The organism is Streptomyces sp. 71268 (assembly GCF_029392895.1).
GTDB lineage: Bacteria > Actinomycetota > Actinomycetes > Streptomycetales > Streptomycetaceae > Streptomyces.
In genome coordinates, this window is record NZ_CP114200.1 from 2407873 (window position 1) to 2425461 (window position 17589).

Here is a 17589-nt window from a genome sequence, read left to right on the forward strand (position 1 = left end):
TCAGACCCTCGGGTTGGTCGGGTCGGTGGCCGGGGACCCGGTGCCGGGGTCGCTGGTGATCTGGGTCGGCGACTGCGGCGGGTCCACCGTGGTGGGGGCCGTGCTCGGCGGGTCCGTCGGCTCGGTCGGCGGGTCGGTCGGCGGGTCCGTCGGCCTGGTGGTGGGCGGGTCCGTCGGCCTGGTGCTGGGCGGGTTCGTGGGGCGGGTCGTCGGGTTGGTGGGCCGGGTCGAGGGGTCGGTGGGCGTGCCGTCCGTGGGGTCACCCGTCGGTGACGGGCCACCCGTGGTCGGGCCGCCGTCGGAGGGCGAGGCGCCCGGGGACTGGCCGGCGCCGGTGGAGCCCGACGGGCTCGGCGCGCCAGAGGCGCCCGGGCCGGTGGTCGCGCCGGGGCCGGTGGTGCTCGGGCCGGTGTCACGGCGCGGCTCGTCGGCGGCACGCTCCTCGTCGCCCTCGTCGCGCAGGGGCGTGCTGTGCCGGGGCGTGACGCGCTCCGGCGACTCGTCGCCGCCCGAGGTGGCGCCGAGCGTGACGACCGTTCCGAGGACGGCCACCAGGGCCACGCCGGCGCCGACGGCCGCCGCGTTCCGGCGCGCCCCGACCAGCAGGGGCAGCTTGCGCACCGACGCCCGCCAGCCGCCGCGCGTGCCGCCCGTGCGGTCGCCCCCGCCGGTGGCCGGGGCCACCGCCGGATTGCGCAGCGTGTCGTCCGCGTCCTGGCGCGGGACGATCACGGTCGTGTCGGTCGGGCTCGCGTCACCGCCCACCGCCTCGCCGGCGGCCGGCGCGGCGGCGCCGCCCTCGCCCTCCGTGAGTTCGCCGAGGGTGTCCAGGCCGCCGGGTGCCGAGATGCCGGTGCGGTCCACGACCAGGGCCAGGGCCCGGCGGCCGGCGACGGCCCCGCGCCGGTCGGCGAGCACCCCGCGCAGCGAGATGGACGCCTCAAGCTCCGCGCGGGCCCGGTCGAGTTGGCCCGTGCACAGGGCGAGCACGCCCAACTCGTGATGGAAGTACGCCTCTTCGGCCACCTCGCCGGCGAGCCTGGCGGCCTCCTGGCCGTACCGCAGACAGCGCTCCCAGGCGCCCCAGCCGAGCCCGGCCGCGAACGCCGGGGCCGCGGTCCGCGCCAGCAGCACGGCCGCGCTGAGCTGCCCCACGCGCTGCCCGCCGCCGTCCCCGGCCGCCGGCGGCGCCTCCGAGGTGCCACGGGCACCGGCGCGGGCGGCGACCAGCGCGCCGAGCGCGCCGAGGATGGCGTCCGCCTCCTCCGTCGCCCGGCTGGCGGCCACCGAGGGGTGGCCGGCCCACCAGGCGTAGTGCTGGGCCACGGTGAGGGCGCGGGCCGCCGCGTCGTCGGCGAGGCCGGCCGCCGTGAGCTGCGCGGCGACGCCGGTGACCAGCCGGTAGTGGTCGCCGGCGGGGGTGACCAGGCCGCAGCCGATGAGTTCGGCGACGGCGGCGTCGGCCCCCGGGTCGCCGATGAGCGCGGGCAGGTGGGCCGGGTGCGGGCACTCCCCGCCCAGGGCCAGCGCGTACCGCAGGGTCTCCCGGGCCGGCGCGCTGACCAGGTCGGCCAGCAACGCCGCCGGGGCCACGCCCTCGGTGAGGGTGGGGACGCGCGGCGCGGCGGTGGCGGGGTCCGGGTCGGTGTCGGGGTGGGCCTCTACGGCGGCGTTCGCGTCCCCGTCCGGCCCCGTGGCGCCGGGCCCCGGCTCGGCGGTCGGGTCGGCCGCCGGCTCGGCGGGCCGGCCGGCCGCCTGGTCGCGGCCCCGCAGCAGCGCCGCGGCCTGTACGAACCGCAGCGGCAGCCCCTCGGACTCGAACCACAGGTCCGCCGCCCAGGCCGCCTCCTCGTCGGTGGGCGGCCGGCGCACGAGACGGCCCAGCAGCTCCATGCAGGCGGCCCGGCTGAGGCCGCCGAGCGCGACCTCCTCCAGGTAGGCGCCCGGGGACGGGGCCGACACCTCCGGCGTGGCCGATATCAGGAAGGCGCACTCGGGCGTGGCGTCGAGGAAGTCGTCGAGCGTCGGCCCGTCGAACTCGATGTCGTCCACGATGACCACGGCCCCGATGTCCCGCGCCAGCTCCAACAGCTCGGCCCGGTCCGGGCGGTGCGTGGGCATCCGGTAGACGGTGGCGCACAGGGCGTGCAGCAGGTCGGTGGGCGTGCGGTGGTAGCCGGAGAGGCGGATCACGCCGTCCGGGGCGAGGTTGCCGCAGCCGTCGGCGACCGCGTCGAGCAGCGCGCTGCGCCCGGCGCCCGACGGGGCGGTCAGCCGTACGGAACGGCCGCGGGTCAACAGCCGTATCAGCCGGTCCCGTTCCTCCTCGCGGTCCAGCAGCGGCAGCTCGCGGTGGGCGGTGCCGGCGGCGATGGCACCTGAGCCGGCGGTCACGGTGGAGCGCGCGACGGCCTGGGCGCGGCGCAGTTCGGCGCGCTCCTCACGGGTGTGGCGGCGCGGCGCGGTCGATCGGTGCGGGCTGCCCGGTGGGCACTGCTCGATCTCGCTGCCGTCGATGGGGTTGACGGTCAGCAGGTAGTCGCCGGAGGTGAGCTGGGCGGTGCGGGCGATGCCGGGCGACGGCGTCGACGACGCCCCGGCGCGGTCGCGGTCGTGGGGGCCGATGGCGGGCGGTTGCGGGCCTCGGTGTGGCGTGCGCCGTGGGCCGCCGGTGGCGGCGTCCGGAGCGTCGTGACCGTGCTCGTGCGGCCCGCGGTGCGTCGGGTCCATGGTGAAAGCCCCCCAGAGCTGCGTGCCGTGTGGTCAGCGGGCTGGTCCGCGCGTGCCGGTTTCGGGCGGGCGCTCCGGCCGGCGCGGCCGTCCGGTGTCCGCCTGGCATGGTCAGCGGCGCTCGCCGAACGTCGGACCTGTGCCCAGTATCGCTGACCCGCCGGTGCCGCGCCGACCCGGCGGGCGAGCCGGCGCGCGGCCGCTCACGGCCGCGGCCCCGAAGCCGGCCGCGCCGGGGGCGGGGGCGCGGAGCCCGCCGCCTCACACCCGGGGCAGGGATTCGACTTCCAGGCCGCCCTCGATGGCCAGGATGCGGTGCAGTCGGGTGGCGACCAGGAGGCGCTGCATCTGGGGCGGCACGCCGCGCAGCACCAGGCGCCGGCCGACGCGGCCGGCCCTGCGGTGGGCGCCCATGATGACGCCGAGCCCGGTGGCGTCCCAGGCGTCGAGTCCGGAGAGGTCCAGCACGAGGTCTCCGCCACCGCCGTCCACGGCGGTGTGGAAGGCCGTACGGGCGTCCGCCGCGCTGCGGATGTCGAGTCGGCCCCCGACGACCAGCTCGGCGTGGTCGCCCTTGATGTGCATATGCGCTCCCCGATGGTGCGTCGTTGTGGTCGTATATCTACACAACTGACTGCCTCTCATACGGCAAAGTTGCCGCCCGTAAGCGAACCGATACCGAATTCACCCCATGGAGTGGGCCCATGGGGTGCGGGCCTGTCTGTGGTTGTCGATGGCACGGCGGGCGCCGCTTCCCGGGGGCGCGGCGCCCGTGTGCGTGGAAGGCCAACTGCCCACCCGCGCGCGGCTCGACACCTCGCACAGCGTGTCGGGACCGGCGCGCGGGCCGGCGGCGGGTCAGTCGTGCGGGTAGAAGCCCCGGCCGCTCTTGCGGCCGATGTCGCCCGCGTCGACCATGCGGCGCATGATCTCCGGCGGGGCGAACTTCTCGTCCTGCGACTCGGTGTAGATGTTGTCGGTGGCGTGCAACAGGATGTCCACGCCGGTGAGGTCGGCGGTGGCCAGCGGTCCCATCGCGTGGCCGAAGCCGAGCTTGCAGGCGATGTCGATGTCCTCGGCGCTGGCCACGCCGGACTCGTACAACTTGGCCGCCTCGACGACGAGCGCCGAGATGAGGCGGGTGGTGACGAAGCCGGCCACGTCGCGGTTGACGACCACGCAGGTCTTGCCGATGCCCTCGGCGAACTCGCGGGCGGCGGCGAGGGTTTCGTCGCTGGTCTTGTAGCCGCGTACGAGTTCGCACAGCGCCATCAGCGGGACCGGGGAGAAGAAGTGGGTGCCCACGACCCGCTCCGGGCGCGAGGTCGCCGCGGCGATCTTGGTGATCGGGATGGCCGAGGTGTTGGAGGCGAGGATCGTCTCGTCCCCCACCAGGCCGTCGAGGGTCGCGAAGATCTCGCGCTTGACCTCGATCTTCTCGAAGACGGCCTCGACCACGATGTCCGCGTCGGCGGCGGCGTCCAGGTCGGTGGTGGTGGTGATGCGGGCCAGCGCCCGCTCGGCGTCCTCGGCCGTCAGCTTGCCCTTGGAGACGAACTTCGCGTACGACGCCTCGATGCCGTCCTTGCCGCGCGCCAGAGCGGCGTCCGTCACGTCGCGCAGAACGACGTCCCAGCCCGCCTGGGCCGAGACCTGAGCGATACCGGACCCCATCAGTCCGGCCCCGATGACGGCGAGCTTCTTGGCCACTGCGTCTCCCTTACCTGCCGGGGGCCACGGCGCCCCCACCACACTGGATTTTTCGGCTTTGAGGCGGACCTTAGCGGGCGTCAGGGCCCCGGGGGCAGGGGAAGAGATGCGCGTCACGTCTCACATGACGGACCTCACACCGCCGGCGGTCACGGAGCCGGGCGCACCGCGTAGTTGAGGACGCGCTCGCTCAGCAGGTCCTCCATCTCGTCCAGCAGGCCGAGCGCCTCGCGCGAGACCTCGGCGACCTCGCCGCCGGCCATCATCCGGCGGCCGACGAAGCCCATCAGGGTGCCCTGCACCCAGGCGAGCTGACCGCCCACCAGCGCCGGCAGCGGGTCGTCGGCGGTGGCGCCGGTCTCCTCGCGCAGGACGTTCTCCACCTCCTCGACCACCTCCTGCTGGAGGTACCAAAGCCGCGCCTTGAGGGCGTGGGCGTCCTGGATGACCCGCATGAACTGGCTGTAGCCGGTGAACAGCCCGATGGCGGGCGAGGCGGTCTCGACCTCCACCGTGAACTGGCGCAGCACGCTGCGCGCGGCGGACTCCCCCACCTCGCGACCGCGCACGTAGCGCGGCAGCCGGTCCACCACGCCCGCGCCGCGGTCGAAGAACAGGTCCTCCTTGGCCGGGAAGTAGTTGTAGACGGTGTTGACCGACACGTTCGCCGCGTCGGCGATCTCCGCGATGGTCACCGCGTCGAAGCCGCGCTCCAGGAAGAGCCCGGTGGCCACGTCCGAGATGTGCTGCCGCGTCTGCCGCTTCTTCCGCTCCCTGAGCCCCTCAGCCATGCCCCCATCGTAAGCCTGGCTGGATACTCACCAAACTTGGAGTGATTGCAAAATTTAAGGGACTCTGTTTTTCTGTGGGCATGGCAATCATCAGCACGGTCGGCCTCGCCCGGACGTTCACCACCCCCAAGGGCCCGGTGGCGGCCGTACGGGGCATCGACCTGACCGTGAGCCCCGGCGAGATCGTCGGCCTCCTCGGGCCCAACGGCGCCGGCAAGACCACCACGCTGCGCATGCTCACCACGCTCCTGCCGCCCACCGGCGGCGCCGCCACCGTCGCCGGCCGCGACCTGGTCCGCGACCCGGCCGGAGTACGGCGCGCGAGCGGATACATCGCCCAGTCGGGTGGCGTCGATCCGAACCTGACGGTCCGCGAGGAACTGGTCACCCAGGGCCGGCTCTACCGTCTGCCCCGGGCCGAAGCGGTCGCGCGGGCCGCCGAGTTGGCCGCCGACCTGGGCCTCACCGACCTGCTCGACCGCAAGGCCGGCGCCCTCTCCGGCGGGCAGCGGCGACGCCTGGACATCGCGATGGGCCTCACGCACCGGCCGGCGGTGCTCTTCCTGGACGAGCCGACGACCGGTCTCGACCCCGGCAGCCGCGCCGACCTGTGGGAGCTGGTGCGCCGGGTGCGTACGGAGCACGGCACCACCGTCGTCCTCACCACGCACTACCTGGACGAGGCCGACGCGCTCGCCGACCGGCTGGTCATCGTGGACCGTGGCGTGGTGGTGGCCGACGGCACCCCACGCGACCTCAAGCAGCGCCACACGGGCTCGCCCGACGCCACGCTCCAGGACACCTTCCTGGCCATCACCGGGCACGGCATCGCCCCCGACGCCCCCGACCTCCCCACGGCGACGGCCTCCACCACCGCCTGAGCCGCCTGGCCCCACCTGAGCCGCCTGGCCCGCCCGACCTGCCTGAGCCGTCTGGCCCCTCTGGCCCCACCTGAGCCACCTGAGCCACCTGGCCCATCTGAACCCGGCCGGCCCACCTGACCCGGTCCGCCCATCGACCCCGGCCGGCCCGCACCCGACCCACCTCACCTCCGCGAGGAGCGCCCACCCATGGCCGCCACCCTGTCCGCCCTGTGCTCGGACACCGCGTTGATCTTCAGCCGGTACGCCCGACAGACCCTGCGTTCCCGGTTCCAGATGCTCTTCGGCATCCTGATGCCGCTGCTCTACCTCCTCTTCTTCGGCCCGCTGCTCACCGACCTGCCGCTGGGCTCCAAGGGCGACTCCTGGCAGGTGCTCGTACCCGGACTGCTGCTCCAACTCGGCCTCTTCGGCGCCTCGTTCGCCGGCTTCGCGGTGCTCATCGAGAAGCAGAGCGGCGTGCTGGAGCGGATGCGGGTGACGCCGGTGAGCCGGCTCGCGCTGCTGCTCGGCCGGGTGCTGCGGGACGCGGCCGTGTTCGTCTTCCAGGCCGTGCTGCTGGTGCTCGCCGCGCTGGTGATGGGGCTGCGCGCACCGGTCGGCGGCGTGCTGATCGGCCTGGCGTTCGTGGCCCTGCTGACCGTGTCGCTGGCCTCGCTGTCGTACGCGTTGGCCCTCAGGGTCAACACGCCGCAGGAGTTCGGGCCCACCATCAACGCGCTGACCATGCCCGCGATGCTGCTGTCCGGGCTGATGCTGCCGATGACGCTGGCCCCGGGCTGGCTGGACGTGCTCTCCCACCTCATACCGTTCCGCTATCTGGTGGACGCGGTGCGGGCGGCGTTCGTCGGCGACTTCGTCAGCTCGCAGATGCTCTACGGGACGCTGGTGGGCGCCGCCCTCTCGGTCATCGCCGTGACCATCGGCACCCGGGTGTTCACCTCCGCCGGCGCCTGACCGGTGGTTAGGCTCGCCCCATGGTCAATCTGACGCGCATCTACACCCGCACCGGCGACAAGGGCACGACCGCGCTCGGCGACATGAGCCGCACCGCCAAGACCGACGTCCGCATCGCGGCCTACGCCGACGCCAACGAGGCCAACGCCGCCATCGGCGTGGCCATCGCCCTCGGCTCGCTCCCCGCCGAGCTGGTACGCGTACTCGTACGCGTCCAGAACGACCTCTTCGACGTGGGCGCCGACCTGTCCACACCGGTCGTGGAGAACCCGGAGTTCCCGCCGCTGCGGGTCGAGCAGTCCTACATCGACCAGTTGGAGGCGGACTGCGACACCTTCCTGGCCGACCTCGACAAGTTGCGCAGCTTCATCCTGCCGGGCGGCACGCCGGGCGCCGCGCTGCTGCACCAGGCGTGCACGGTGGTGCGGCGCGCGGAGCGCTCCACCTGGGCGGCGATCGAGGAACACGGCGTCGCCGATGAGGGCGGCAGCATGAACCCGCTCACCGCGACGTACCTCAACCGCCTCTCCGACCTGCTGTTCATCCTGGCCCGCACCGCGAACAAGGAGACCGGCGACGTGCTCTGGGTCCCCGGCGGCGAACGCTGAGGGCCCCGCCCCACGGCCCCGCGCGCCCCGCGAGCCCCGGGGGAGGGCCGTAGCGGACGGGGCGCGGGCGAGGGGCCGTACGGGGCGGGGCGGCTGATGGGCACCGGTCGGGGCGGGGCGGATCGCGCTCCCGCCGCCCCACCGTCGCGCCGGGCGGGCCCAGCGGCCGGGCGGCCGGCCGCTCAGCGGTCGCGGTGCGTCGCGCGCTCGACCGCCTGCTGCCAGGCGGGGCGCCGCTCGACGCCGGGCTCGGCGTCGACGCCGTAACCACCGCCGCCGCTGTTGCCGGCCGCGCCCTCGGGGGCACCGTCGACGGGACCGTCGGGGGCGCTGCCGGCCGGACCCGCGGGGTCCTTTTTCGGCCACAGCGTGTACGACAGCGCGACCAGCAGCCAGATGCCGACCACCATGCCCATCGGCGCCTGCGTGTCGCGCAGGGCCGCCGTGCGGTCCGGGTCGTCGACGTACCAGACAGCCAGTTGGAGCAGCCCGGCCGCGATGCCCGCGCCCAGCGCCGTGCGCAGCCACATCTTCCACTCGTGCGCGGCCCGCGCCATTCCGTACTTCGGCGGCTTGACCGGCTTCGGCCCGCCCGCGAAGCGGTACGCGAACTGCCGGTCGGCCCACTTCATCGTGTAGTGGCCGTAGGCGACGGAGAAGCCGATGTACAGGGCGGCCAGGCCGTGCCTGGTACCCGCGGTGGCGCCGTTGCGCAGGTCGATCACCGTGGCGACGAGCAGCATGAGTTCGAGCACCGGCTCGCACATCAGGATCGCGGCCCCGGCGCGCGGCCGCCGCAGCAGGTAGCGCACGCTCAGGCCGCCGACCAGCAGTACCCAGAAGCCGACCTCGGCGATGACGATCATCGTGACGATCACGGCAGCGACCTCCTTTTCCGGTCTCAGGGCCCGGTGACGTGATCCCGGGCCACTCCCCCAGACTCCCCGCCCGCCGGGCCGCGCGCGTCGTCGCCGCTGACGAGAGGGCGCTGCATCCTTCGATGTACCCGCCCCGGCCGCACCCGCGACCGTCAGCGGACGCCGGGCCGGTGACCTGCGTGTTGTGATGGAGACATGCCCCGCAGCCGGTCCCCGTTCCGCCCGCACGAGCACGACGTGCTGTTCAGCGTCGGCGGGCTGCTCTGCGGGCTCCTGCTCTACGCGCTCGACCTGCGCAACAGCCCCGCCGCCTACGGGCTGCCGGGTTGGCTGTCGCTGGTGGCGCTGTTCGTGATGTCCGGGGCCGAGTTGCTGCGGCGTACGGCCCCGCAGCTCGGCCTCACCATCGCCACCTGCGCCCTCGCGCTCGACATCCTCGGTGGCACGCTGGTGACCACGGTGCTGATGTTCACGGACCTGGTGTACGCGGCCGTGCTGTACGGCTCGCCGCAGGCGGCCCGCCGCATCCCGCGCGACTGCTACCTGATCACGGCGCTGATCACGGTCGGCACCCTCGTCGGCTTCCGGGACTCGGCCGCCCTGCTGCTCGGCTTCGCCACCGCGATGATCACCATCGTCCCCGCCTGGACCGGCGCGATCATCCGCACGCACCGCGAGGCCGCCCAGGCGGCCCGCCTCGAAGCCGAGCGCACCGCGCTCCTCGCCGAGCTCGACCGCCGCGAGGCCGTCGCCGCCGAGCGCGCCCGGATGGCCCGCGAACTGCACGACATGGTCGCCGGCCACCTGTCGGCCATCGCCATCCACTCCACGGCCGCCCTCTCGCTCGGCGACCCCAAGGCGACCCACGAGGCGCTCGGCGTGATCCGCGAGAACAGCGTGCAGGGGCTGGCCGAAATGCGTCGGCTGATCGGGCTGCTGCGCGACGCCAGCGGTGACGCGGAACCCACCGCCGTACCCACCCTCGACGGCCTGTCGACACTGCTCGCCCGGGCCGAGCGGATCGGCGCGGACAACGACCTGTCGTTCGCGCTCCACGACGAACGCGGGGCGGACCCGGCGCGCCCCGACCCGACACGGTCCGAACAGGCCGGACCCGACCCGGCACGCGCCGCCGACCCCGACGCCGCCCGCCCCACGACCGCCGACCTCTCGCCGGCCGCCGGCCCCCTTCCGGCCGCCGACCTCCCTGCGCCCACCGCCGAGCGCACCGGGTCGAGCGCCGCCCCGGGCCTCGCTCCGAACGCCGGGGCGGACGCCGCGCCGGCCGCCGGCGCGGACGCGCGCGCCCTGCCCGCGCCGGTCGAGCTGGCCGCGTACCGCATCGTGCAGGAGGCGGTGACGAACGCGCTCAAGCACGCCGGCCCCGGCCAGGTGCGCGTGCGGCTGAGCCGCGCGGAGCGCGGGGCACTGCGGGTCGAGGTGGTCAGCCCGCTGGGCGACCGTGGCGGCCCCCGCGCGCCGGGCTCCGGCACCGGGTTGGTCGGCATGCGCGAGCGCGCGACGCTGCTCGGCGGCGAGTTCGAGGCGGGCCCGGAGTCGGCCGGCCGGGACAGGATCTGGCGAGTACGGGCCGTACTGCCGGTGGACGAGGAGACACGCCCATGACCCAACCCAGCGACGCACCCGCCACGACGGCGCCGACGGACCCCACGGGGGCGACCGGTCGGCCAGCCCCGACGGGCGCCCCCGGGCCCACCGCCGGCGCGGTCGCCGACCCCAGGACCGCCACGGGTACCGGGTCGGCGACCGCCACGGGTGCCGACGCGGATGCCGCCGAGCCCGTCCGGGTGTTGGTGGCAGAGGACCAGACCTCCGTACGCGCCGGCCTGGTGCTGATCCTGCGGTCCGCACCCGACCTGCGGGTGGTCGGCGAGGCGGCCGACGGCGAACAGGCCGTGGCCCTGGCCCGCGAGCTGCGCCCCGACGTGGTGCTGATGGACGTGCAGATGCCACGCCTTGACGGCGTCTCGGCCACCGGCCAGATCGTCGCCGACGGCCTGGCCGACGTGCTCGTCCTGACCACCTTCGACCTGGACGAGTACGTGTTCGGCGCGCTGCGCGCGGGCGCGGCGGGCTTCCTCCTCAAGGACAGCGAGGCGACCGAACTCCTGGCCGCGGTACGCACGGTGGCCCGTGGCGAGGGACTGATCGCCCCGGCGGTGACCCGGCGGCTGATCCACGAGTTCGGCCGGGTGCGGCCGCCCGAGCCGGTCAGCGGGCCCGGCACCGACCTCCTGGAGACGCTGACCCGGCGGGAGCGCGAGGTGTTGGGCGCGCTCGGCGAGGGGCTGTCGAACGCGGAGATCGCCACCCGCCTGACGATGGCGGAGGCTACGGTGAAGACGCACGTGAGCCGGTTGCTGGCGAAACTGGAGCTGCGCAGCCGGGTGCAGGCCGCGGTACTGGCGCAGGAGTGGGGCGTGAGCGCTCCCCCGCGACGGCCGTAACCGGAATCCTCCAATCTCACTTTGGTCCAGACCTATTGACCCAGTGGTCCAGACCTCCTTACGCTCCCTTCACATCTTTGGTGAGCGTGTCATGACAATGACGGCTTACCGGGCGGCGCACGTTTCGCGAAGATCTCAGCCCGATATCCGGACGACCCCCCATCCGGACCCGAGTATCCAGGAGCCCCTGCAGTGAGATCAGGAATCGTCAGACGCATCCGGCATACCCGGCACAGAACCACCGCGGCGCTCGTCGCGCTCGCGCTCCCCTTCGCCGCGCTCGTCGGCCTGGCCTCTCCCGCCCAGGCCGCCGAGTCCGCCACCGCCACCTACGTGAAGGCGGCCGACTGGGGCAGCGGCTACGAGGGCCGCTGGACCGTCAAGAACACGGGTGACACCACGCTGAACAGCTGGACCGTCGAGTGGGACGTCCCCTCCGGCACCACCGTCGGCTCCGGCTGGGACGCCACCATCACCGGCTCCGGCAACCACTACACCGCCAAGAACCTGAGCTGGAACGGCACGTTGGCCCCCGGCGCCAGCGTCACCTTCGGCTTCAACGGCACCGGCGGCGGCGCGCCGACCGGCTGTAAGCTCAACGGCGGCCCCTGTGACGGCAGCACGCAGCCCGGCGACACCCCGCCGAGCGCTCCTGGCATCCCCTCCGCCAGCGAGATCACCAACACCTCGGTGAAGCTGAGCTGGACCGCCGCCACCGACGACAAGGGCGTCAAGAACTACGACGTGCTGCGCGGCGGCACGACGATCGCCACCGTCACCGGCACCAGCTACACCGACACCGGCCTGACCGCCGGCACGGACTACTCGTACACCGTCAAGGCCCGCGACACCGCCGACCAGCTCGGCGCGGCGAGCGGCGCGCGCACCGTGCGTACCACCGGTGGCAACGGCGGCGAGCCCCCGGTCGGCGACGCCGTGAAGCTGGGCTACTTCACCAACTGGGGCGTCTACCAGCGCAACTACCACGTCAAGAACCTGGTGACCTCGGGCTCGGCCGAGAAGATCACGCACATCAACTACGCCTTCGGCAACGTCCAGGGCGGCAAGTGCACCATCGGTGACGGCTACGCCGACTACGAGAAGGCGTACACCGCCGACCAGAGCGTCGACGGCAAGGCCGACACGTGGGACCAGCCGCTGCGCGGCAACTTCAACCAGCTCCGCAAGCTCAAGGCCCAGTACCCGCACATCAAGGTGCTGTGGTCGTTCGGCGGTTGGACCTGGTCCGGCGGCTTCGGTGACGCGGTCAAGAACCCGGCCGCCTTCGCCGACTCCTGCTACAAGCTGGTCGAGGACCCGCGTTGGGCCGATGTCTTCGACGGCATCGACCTGGACTGGGAGTACCCGAACGCCTGCGGCCTGACCTGCGACACCAGCGGCCCGAACTCCATGACCGCCATGATGAAGGCGATGCGGGACAAGTTCGGCGCCAACAACCTGGTCACCGCCGCGATCTCCGCTGACGGCTCCAACGGCGGCAAGCTCGACGTCGCGGACTACGCCGGCGCCGCCCAGTACGCCGACTGGTACAACGTCATGACGTACGACTTCTTCGGCGCCTGGGACGCGAAGGGCCCGACGGCCCCGCACTCCCCGCTCACCTCCTACCCGGGCATCCCGAAGGAGGGCTTCAACTCCGACGCGGCCATCCAGAAGCTCAAGGGCAAGGGCATCCCGGCGAAGAAGCTGCTGCTCGGCATCGGCTTCTACGGCCGCGGCTGGACCGGCGTCACCCAGAAGGAGCCGGGCGGCACCGCCACCGGCGCGGGCCCGGGCAAGTACGAGGCGGGCATCGAGGACTACAAGGACCTCAAGGACCGCTGCCCGGCCAACGGCACCGTGGGCGGCACCGCGTACGCCCACTGCGGCACCCAGTGGTGGAGCTACGACACCCCGGCCACGATCAACGGGAAGATGTCGTACGTGAAGGACCAGAAGCTCGGCGGCTCGTTCTTCTGGGAGTTCAGCGGCGACACCGCCAACGGCGAACTGATGTCGGCCATCAACAGCGGCCTGCGCTAGTCGCACGACGCGGGGCCGCCACGGCGCGGCCCCGCCCGTCGGCGGCCCCGCCGGGCCGCCAGCACCACAGACAGCGTGGGTCCACCACGAACCGGACCGGGAAGGCGGCACCGCCCGCCGCCTTCCCGGTCCTTCGCCATGCCCGCGCCCCGCGTCTCCCACACGAGCGATCCGGCCCGGGAATCCCCACCAGGGCCGGGGGCGTTGCCACCACAGCCGCCCGCCCCCTCGCCCGGGAGAGACCCGCACATGCCGCAGCCGCAGATCGACGCCCTCGTCTTCGACGTACTCGGCACGCTCGTCGACGAACCCCGCGGCCTCCGGACCGGCCTGCGCCGACTCGCCCCCACCCATGACGAAGCCGAGACCGAGCGGCTCCTGACGCTGTGGCAGCGGCACATCGAGCGCCAACAGCGCCGCATGCTCGACGGCGAGCGCCCCTACGCGCCCAGCGACGTACTCGACCGGGAAGCCGCCCACCTCGTCGCCGACGCCGCGGGCGTCACCGACCCGACCGCCGTCGCCGCGCTGGCCCGCTCGGCCCGCGAGCTCCCACCCTGGCCCGACACGGCCACCGGCCTCGCCCGGCTCGCCGAGCGGTTCCCGCTGATCGGTCTCTCCAACGCGAGCCGTACGGCGCTGCTGGGCATCAACGCCCACGCGGGACTGCGCTGGCACCAGGCCCTGTCCGCCGAGGACGCCCGTACGTACAAGCCGGCCCCCGCCGTCTACGAGCTGGCCACCGCCGTCTCCGGACGGCCGCCGGAGCGCCTCCTGATGGTGGCCGCCCACGCCTGGGACCTCCGCGCGGCGCAGGCCGTCGGGCTGCGCACCGCCTACGTCGCCCGCCCCGTCGGCGACCCGCCCGCCCCCACGGACACCTTCGACCTCCACGCCGAAAGCCTGACCGCCCTGGCCGACCAACTCACCACTGGGTGAGGACGTGAGAAGCACGCGCTACCTGGGCCACATTGACCCTCCCCCCAGCTAACGCTGGGAGGTACCCCCAACCAACGAGGCGCCTTTATCTAAGCAACATTGACTCGTTGGCCCGGGGGCGCGGCTTCGAGCCAGGCCAGGAAGCCGGTGAGGGCGTCCTCGCTCATGGCGAGTTCGAGTCGGGTTCCCCGGTGGCGGCAGGCCAGGACCACCGCGTCGGAGAGGAGGGCGAGTTCCTCCTCGCCCTGCGGGGTGCGGCGGGCGATGACCTCGATGGCCGACCGTTCGAGCAGTCGGCGCGGGCGGGGCGCGTACGAGAAGACGCGGAACCACTCCACCCGGTCGCCGCTGTAGCGCGCGACCCCGTACACCCAGCCCTTGCCGCTCGGCTCCCCCGCGTCGGTGCGCGGTACCTCGGCGCCCTCGGGGGCGGCGGTCACGGCGGCGGTGTCCGGGCGCGGCGGCACGTCCCAGCGCAGGCTACAGTCGAACGTTCCGCCGGATCGCTGGATCAGTCGTCTCCGCAGCCCGAAGACGAAGAGCCCCAGCAGCACGAGTACGACGACCGCGCCGCTGACAAGCAGAGCGAGGACCATCTTCACCGACCTCCTCGCGTCATCCAGAAATCCCGCACCTGCATCGCCTCAGCCGCGGGCCGCTGGATCGAGGTCCAGCGGTGCCCGCGGCTGAGGATCGTACGTATCTGTGGCTGGCTCAGTGCGCGCCCGCCACCGCGCGCAGTCGGACCTCGGCGCGCCGCTCGGCGGCGTCGTCCGCCTCCGACTTGGCACGCTCCAACGCCCGCTCGGCACGCTGTACATCAATCTCGTCAGAAAGCTCCGCGATCTCCGCGAGCACCGACAGCTTGTCGTCGGCGAACGAGATGAACCCGCCGTGCACCGCGGCGATCACCGTCCCGCCGTCGCTCGTACGAATGGTCACCGGGCCCGACTCCAGCACACCGAGCAGCGGCTGGTGGCCGGGCATGACGCCGATGTCACCCGATGTGGTGCGCGCGATGACCAAGGTGGCCGCGCCGGACCAGACACTCCGGTCCGCAGCGACCAGCTCGACGTGCAGCTCAGCAGCCAACGTGGCTCCTCGGGTCTCCACCCGGCGGGTGCGCCGGATGTTGGGTCGAATTCTAGTGGGCGTGGCGGGAGGGACGGGACCACACCCGTCCCTCCCACTACGTCAGGCGTCAGGCGACGCCGAGCTCCTTGGCCTTGGCCTTGAGGTCGTCCAGGCCACCGCACATGAAGAACGCCTGCTCGGGGAAGTGGTCGAACTCACCGTCGGCGATCGAGTTGAACGCGCTGATCGACTCGTCCAGCGAGACGTCCGAGCCGTCGAGGCCGGTGAACTGCTTCGCCGCGTGGGTGTTCTGCGACAGGAAGCGCTCGATACGACGGGCGCGGTGGACGGTGAGCTTGTCCTCCTCGCCGAGCTCGTCGATGCCGAGGATCGCGATGATGTCCTGCAGGTCCTTGTACTTCTGCAGAATCCCCTTGACGCGGGAGGCGCAGTCGTAGTGCTCCTGCGAGATGTACCGCGGGTCCAGGATGCGGGACGTCGAGTCCAGCGGGTCCACCGCCGGGTAGATGCCCTTCTCCGAGATCGGCCGGGAGAGCACCGTCGTCGCGTCGAGGTGCGCGAAGGTGGTCGCCGGGGCCGGGTCGGTGAGGTCGTCGGCGGGGACGTAGATCGCCTGCATCGAGGTGATGGAGTGACCACGGGTCGAGGTGATGCGCTCCTGGAGGAGGCCCATCTCGTCCGCCAGGTTCGGCTGGTAACCCACCGCGGAGGGCATGCGGCCGAGCAGCGTGGAGACCTCGGAGCCGGCCTGCGTGAAGCGGAAGATGTTGTCGATGAAGAACAGCACGTCCTGCTTCTGGACGTCGCGGAAGTACTCGGCCATGGTGAGGCCGGCCAGCGCGACGCGCAGACGGGTGCCCGGGGGCTCGTCCATCTGGCCGAAGACCAGCGCGGTCTTGTCCAGCACGCCCGAGTCGGTCATCTCGTCGATGAGGTCGTTGCCCTCACGGGTGCGCTCGCCGACACCGGCGAACACGGAAACGCCCTCGTGCAGCTTGGCCACACGCATGATCATTTCCTGGATGAGGACGGTCTTGCCGACACCGGCGCCGCCGAACAGACCGATCTTGCCGCCCTTGACGTACGGGGTCAGCAGGTCGACGACCTTCAGGCCGGTCTCGAACATCTCGGTCTTGGACTCGAGCTGGTCGAAGTCGGGCGCCTTGCGGTGGATGGCCCAGCGCTCGGTGACGTCCTTCTCGGCCTCGGGCTCGTTGAGGATCTGGCCGAGGGTGTTGAACACCTTGCCCTTGGTGATGTCACCGACGGGCACGGTGATGCCGTCGCCGGTGTCGGTCACCGCGGCCTGGCGGACCAGGCCGTCGGTCGGCTGCATCGAGATGGCGCGGACGACGCCCTCGCCCAGGTGCTGGGCGACCTCGAGGGTCAGCGTCTTGAGCTTGCCGTCCTCGGCCGGGTCGGCGACCTCGACGGTCAGCGCGTTGTAGATCTCCGGCATCGCGTCGACGGGGAACTCCACGTCGACAACCGGGCCGATGACCCGCGCGACGCGGCCAGTGGCCACGCCGGCAGGAGCGGTCGGCTCAACAGTGGTGGTCATATCAGTCACTCCCCGCGGTCGCGTCGGCCAGGGCGCTCGCGCCACCGACGATCTCGCTGATTTCCTGGGTGATGTCGGCCTGACGGGCCGCATTGGCAAGCCGCGTGAGCGACTTGATGAGTTCTTCCGCGTTGTCGGTCGCCGACTTCATCGCGCGGCGCGTGGCGGCGTGCTTGGAGGCAGCCGACTGGAGCAGCGCGTTGTAGATCCGGCTCTCGACGTACCGCGGCAGCAGCGCGTCGAGGACCTCCTCGGCCGACGGTTCGAAGTCGAACAGCGGCAGGATCTGACCCTTGCCGGCGCCCGCCTTCTCCGCGTGCTCGGTGGCCTCGTCGATGCTCAGCGGCAGCAGCCGGACGTCGACCGGCGTCTGCGTCATCATCGACACGAACTCGGTGAAGATGATGTGCAGCTCATCGACACCGCCCTCGGCCGTATCGGTGGTCACGGCCTCGATCAGCGGGCCCGCGACCGTCTTGGCGTCCGCGTACGTCGGGTTGTCCGTGAAGCCCGTCCACGACTGCGTGACCGCGCGGTCACGGAAGCCGTAGTAGGCCACACCCTTGCGACCGACGATGTACGGCAGCACCTCCTTGCCCTCGGCGGTGAGCCGCTCGGTGAGCCGCTCGGCCGCCTTGATGGCGTTGGAGGAGTAGCCGCCGGCCAGACCGCGGTCGCTCGTGATGAGCAGCACGGCGGCCCGCGTCGGGCGCTCCACCTCGGTGGTCAGCGGGTGCCGGGTGTTGGAACCGGTGGCAACCGCCGTCACGGCGCGGGTGAGCTCGTTCGCGTACGGCGTGGAGGCGTCGACCTGACGCTGTGCCTTCACGATCCGTGACGCGGAGATCATCTCCATCGCCTTGGTGATCTTCTTGGTGGCGGTGACGGACTTGATGCGGCGCTTGTATACCCGTACCTGGGCGCCCAT

General features: G+C 72.8%; 16 protein-coding genes. 7 read left to right on the forward strand and 9 right to left on the reverse strand.

Annotated elements, in window-relative coordinates; all coding sequences use genetic code 11:
• The 4 genes from OYE22_RS08835 to OYE22_RS08850 all read right to left on the reverse strand — a co-directional run bounded on the left by OYE22_RS08835 (nt 1) and on the right by OYE22_RS08850 (nt 5231).
• A complete protein-coding gene (locus tag OYE22_RS08835) occupies nt 1–2730 on the reverse strand; it encodes an ATP-binding protein (RefSeq protein WP_277319890.1) in 2730 nt (909 codons plus the stop codon).
• 261 nt (nt 2731–2991) lie between these two features.
• On the reverse strand, nt 2992–3315 hold the full coding sequence (locus OYE22_RS08840) for an STAS domain-containing protein (protein WP_176164170.1): 324 nt from the start codon (nt 3313–3315) through the stop codon (nt 2992–2994).
• A gap of 273 nt (nt 3316–3588) precedes the next feature.
• Nucleotides 3589–4440, reverse strand: coding sequence for a 3-hydroxyacyl-CoA dehydrogenase family protein (locus tag OYE22_RS08845; RefSeq protein ID WP_277319891.1), 852 nt, complete (start codon nt 4438–4440; stop codon nt 3589–3591).
• A gap of 149 nt (nt 4441–4589) precedes the next feature.
• Nucleotides 4590–5231 (reverse strand): helix-turn-helix domain-containing protein, encoded by a 642-nt coding sequence (locus tag OYE22_RS08850; RefSeq protein ID WP_277319892.1) that lies wholly within the window; start codon nt 5229–5231, stop codon nt 4590–4592.
• Nucleotides 5232–5311: 80 nt separating this feature from the next.
• Here OYE22_RS08850 and OYE22_RS08855 point away from each other — a divergent pair, with 80 nt between their 5' ends.
• The 3 genes from OYE22_RS08855 to OYE22_RS08865 all read left to right on the forward strand — a co-directional run bounded on the left by OYE22_RS08855 (nt 5312) and on the right by OYE22_RS08865 (nt 7677).
• Nucleotides 5312–6112: an ATP-binding cassette domain-containing protein gene (locus OYE22_RS08855; RefSeq protein ID WP_277319893.1), complete on the forward strand. Its 801-nt coding sequence runs from the start codon at nt 5312–5314 to the stop codon at nt 6110–6112.
• A gap of 189 nt (nt 6113–6301) precedes the next feature.
• On the forward strand, nt 6302–7069 hold the full coding sequence (locus tag OYE22_RS08860) for an ABC transporter permease (RefSeq protein WP_277319894.1): 768 nt from the start codon (nt 6302–6304) through the stop codon (nt 7067–7069).
• A 20-nt stretch (nt 7070–7089) separates the two neighbouring features.
• Complete coding sequence (locus OYE22_RS08865) at nt 7090–7677, forward strand: cob(I)yrinic acid a,c-diamide adenosyltransferase (protein ID WP_277319895.1); 588 nt, start codon at nt 7090–7092, stop codon at nt 7675–7677.
• A 182-nt stretch (nt 7678–7859) separates the two neighbouring features.
• Here OYE22_RS08865 and OYE22_RS08870 read toward each other — a convergent pair whose 3' ends face one another.
• Nucleotides 7860–8555, reverse strand: a complete 696-nt coding sequence (locus tag OYE22_RS08870) for a hypothetical protein (protein WP_277319896.1) — start codon at nt 8553–8555, stop codon at nt 7860–7862.
• Between the two features lie 195 nt (nt 8556–8750).
• Between OYE22_RS08870 and OYE22_RS08875 the strand changes: the two genes are divergently transcribed.
• The 4 genes from OYE22_RS08875 (at nt 8751) to OYE22_RS08890 (ending at nt 14005) form a co-directional block, all read left to right on the forward strand.
• Nucleotides 8751–10181, forward strand: coding sequence for a sensor histidine kinase (locus OYE22_RS08875; RefSeq protein ID WP_277319897.1), 1431 nt, complete (start codon nt 8751–8753; stop codon nt 10179–10181).
• 182 nt (nt 10182–10363) lie between these two features.
• Nucleotides 10364–11023, forward strand: coding sequence for a response regulator transcription factor (locus OYE22_RS08880; RefSeq protein ID WP_277324054.1), 660 nt, complete (start codon nt 10364–10366; stop codon nt 11021–11023).
• Between the two features lie 204 nt (nt 11024–11227).
• The gene (locus tag OYE22_RS08885; RefSeq protein ID WP_277324055.1) at nt 11228–13066 is read left to right on the forward strand and encodes a glycoside hydrolase family 18 chitinase; all 1839 of its coding nucleotides are present in this window, start codon (nt 11228–11230) and stop codon (nt 13064–13066) included.
• A gap of 249 nt (nt 13067–13315) precedes the next feature.
• Nucleotides 13316–14005: a haloacid dehalogenase type II gene (locus tag OYE22_RS08890; protein ID WP_277319898.1), complete on the forward strand. Its 690-nt coding sequence runs from the start codon at nt 13316–13318 to the stop codon at nt 14003–14005.
• An 89-nt stretch (nt 14006–14094) separates the two neighbouring features.
• On the opposite strand, the gene OYE22_RS08895 is transcribed toward OYE22_RS08890, so the two are convergent.
• The 4 genes from OYE22_RS08895 to OYE22_RS08910 all read right to left on the reverse strand — a co-directional run bounded on the left by OYE22_RS08895 (nt 14095) and on the right by OYE22_RS08910 (nt 17589).
• Nucleotides 14095–14601 (reverse strand): DUF2550 domain-containing protein, encoded by a 507-nt coding sequence (locus OYE22_RS08895; RefSeq protein ID WP_277319899.1) that lies wholly within the window; start codon nt 14599–14601, stop codon nt 14095–14097.
• Nucleotides 14602–14719: 118 nt separating this feature from the next.
• A complete protein-coding gene (locus OYE22_RS08900) occupies nt 14720–15097 on the reverse strand; it encodes a F0F1 ATP synthase subunit epsilon (RefSeq protein WP_176164156.1) in 378 nt (125 codons plus the stop codon).
• A 109-nt stretch (nt 15098–15206) separates the two neighbouring features.
• Complete coding sequence (gene atpD / locus OYE22_RS08905; protein ID WP_277319900.1) at nt 15207–16661, reverse strand: F0F1 ATP synthase subunit beta; 1455 nt, start codon at nt 16659–16661, stop codon at nt 15207–15209.
• Between the two features lies 1 nt (nt 16662).
• Entirely contained in the window at nt 16663–17589 is a 927-nt protein-coding gene (locus OYE22_RS08910) for a F0F1 ATP synthase subunit gamma (RefSeq protein WP_277319901.1), read from the reverse strand.

Excerpts from the sequence above, each read along its gene's own strand:
- OYE22_RS08895 (WP_277319899.1), bottom strand. The coding sequence starts at position 14,601 with ATGGTCCTCGCTCTGCTTGTCAGCGGCGCGGTCGTCGTACTCGTGCTG.
- OYE22_RS08855 (WP_277319893.1), top strand. The coding sequence starts at position 5,312 with ATGGCAATCATCAGCACGGTCGGCCTCGCCCGGACGTTCACCACCCCC.
- OYE22_RS08890 (WP_277319898.1), top strand. The coding sequence starts at position 13,316 with ATGCCGCAGCCGCAGATCGACGCCCTCGTCTTCGACGTACTCGGCACG.
- OYE22_RS08910 (WP_277319901.1), bottom strand. The coding sequence starts at position 17,589 with ATGGGCGCCCAGGTACGGGTATACAAGCGCCGCATCAAGTCCGTCACC.
- OYE22_RS08865 (WP_277319895.1), top strand. The coding sequence starts at position 7,090 with ATGGTCAATCTGACGCGCATCTACACCCGCACCGGCGACAAGGGCACG.
- OYE22_RS08875 (WP_277319897.1), top strand. The coding sequence starts at position 8,751 with ATGCCCCGCAGCCGGTCCCCGTTCCGCCCGCACGAGCACGACGTGCTG.
- OYE22_RS08850 (WP_277319892.1), bottom strand. The coding sequence starts at position 5,231 with ATGGCTGAGGGGCTCAGGGAGCGGAAGAAGCGGCAGACGCGGCAGCAC.
- atpD (WP_277319900.1), bottom strand. The coding sequence starts at position 16,661 with ATGACCACCACTGTTGAGCCGACCGCTCCTGCCGGCGTGGCCACTGGC.
- OYE22_RS08835 (WP_277319890.1), bottom strand. The coding sequence starts at position 2,730 with ATGGACCCGACGCACCGCGGGCCGCACGAGCACGGTCACGACGCTCCG.
- OYE22_RS08860 (WP_277319894.1), top strand. The coding sequence starts at position 6,302 with ATGGCCGCCACCCTGTCCGCCCTGTGCTCGGACACCGCGTTGATCTTC.
- OYE22_RS08840 (WP_176164170.1), bottom strand. The coding sequence starts at position 3,315 with ATGCACATCAAGGGCGACCACGCCGAGCTGGTCGTCGGGGGCCGACTC.